The following is a 1,126-nucleotide window of genomic DNA, read 5'->3' as shown; positions in this document are numbered from 1 at the left end:
AGAATCCCGTGGCGGTTAACGTCGTCGCGTCAGTTCCGAGCCTCCACTAAACCCGGAACGGGACAAAGATCCAAACATGTGGATCCCACACGCGAACCCCCTGCTCCGGCATGAGCCAAGCATGGCATAGGCCCGGACGATCGACCCTCGCGTCCTGCTCGGTGCCTCTGAAAACATCCGCTCCTCGGCACGACCCATCAGCGGCAGAACCGGACGGGCACATCACTGCTCGACTGCCCGCGGTGGCATCAGGATGCACCCGCGCACAACGCGCTGCAGGCGGAGAACTGTCAGGCGCAGTTGGTCGCCGACGACGGAGGCTTGTCGAGCTTCTTGAACGACTCCTTGTGCCCAGCGTCATCGGTGAAAGTCGCCAGGTCATCAGCGACGGTCACCCGGCCGGGCTGACTCGGATTGTTCCAGCCGGCCGGCGGGTTGCCTTCGTTGGCCAAGGGGCCGCCCACCCGCTCGAACCAGTCGGCTCCGACCTGCAGGTAACGGATGCCGCAGTGTGTGTAGAGGTCCACCGTCGTGCCTTCATTTGCCGACGGAGTTGGCGACGGCTTTTCGGACGAACAACCCGTGAGGGCCAGAGCGAGGCCGCCCATGGTGATCATGACCAGCGCTCTAGTCGGTCGCATAGCTGAGCCCCTGTCTCATCAAGCCGTGTGCAACGAGCATCGTGCCGGAGGGACGGCTTGTGGCGGCGGTCGCCGCAATCGTGACGCGACCGCAACTCATACGGAGCCGTCCTGAGCGCGGCATGACCGGACGTCTCGCAGAGACACCCCGAGGACCTGCGGCGAGGTACGTTCGTCGGGTGCCGACCGATGACAAGTTGCCATACGAGGTCGCGGGGAAGACCGTCTTCGTGACGCCGGGAATGCTTGAACGGCTGTCGTCGCCAGATGGCTGGGCCAGCCTCACCGTCGAAGAACTCGCCGAGGTGGGGATCCTCCCCGGCATGTCGCCGGTCGAAGAGGAGCCGCCGCGCGGGGAGTTCAGGCCCGCGAAGTAGCCCATGCACGGACGCGCGGCTGGCCCATCGATCTACCGGTCTGCGGCATTATGCGCGTGATCCGGGTGGGTGCCGGAGTCGCTGAGTGGTCCTTCCTCGCCGCCGAGT

Annotated in this window: 2 protein-coding genes; one reads left to right on the top strand and one right to left on the bottom strand. The window is 65.4% G+C overall.

The features are described 5' to 3' along the window. Positions 1-290: 290 nt before the first annotated feature. Positions 291-617 (bottom strand): hypothetical protein, encoded by a 327-nt coding sequence (locus ABD194_RS09015; RefSeq protein WP_343990376.1) that lies wholly within the window; start codon positions 615-617, stop codon positions 291-293. Between the two features lie 203 nt (positions 618-820). Between ABD194_RS09015 and ABD194_RS09010 the strand changes: the two genes are divergently transcribed. Continuing rightward, a complete protein-coding gene (locus ABD194_RS09010) occupies positions 821-1,018 on the top strand; it encodes a hypothetical protein (protein ID WP_056825450.1) in 198 nt (65 codons plus the stop codon). Positions 1,019-1,126 lie beyond the last annotated feature (108 nt).

The organism is Terrabacter terrae (assembly GCF_039529575.1).
GTDB lineage: Bacteria > Actinomycetota > Actinomycetes > Actinomycetales > Dermatophilaceae > Terrabacter > Terrabacter terrae.
This window is presented reverse-complemented; position numbering and strand designations above follow the sequence as displayed.

Bases quoted from the DNA above. Each gene is read 5' to 3' on its own strand.
- ABD194_RS09015 (WP_343990376.1), bottom strand. From the start codon at position 617: ATGATCACCATGGGCGGCCTCGCTCTGGCCCTCACGGGTTGTTCGTCC.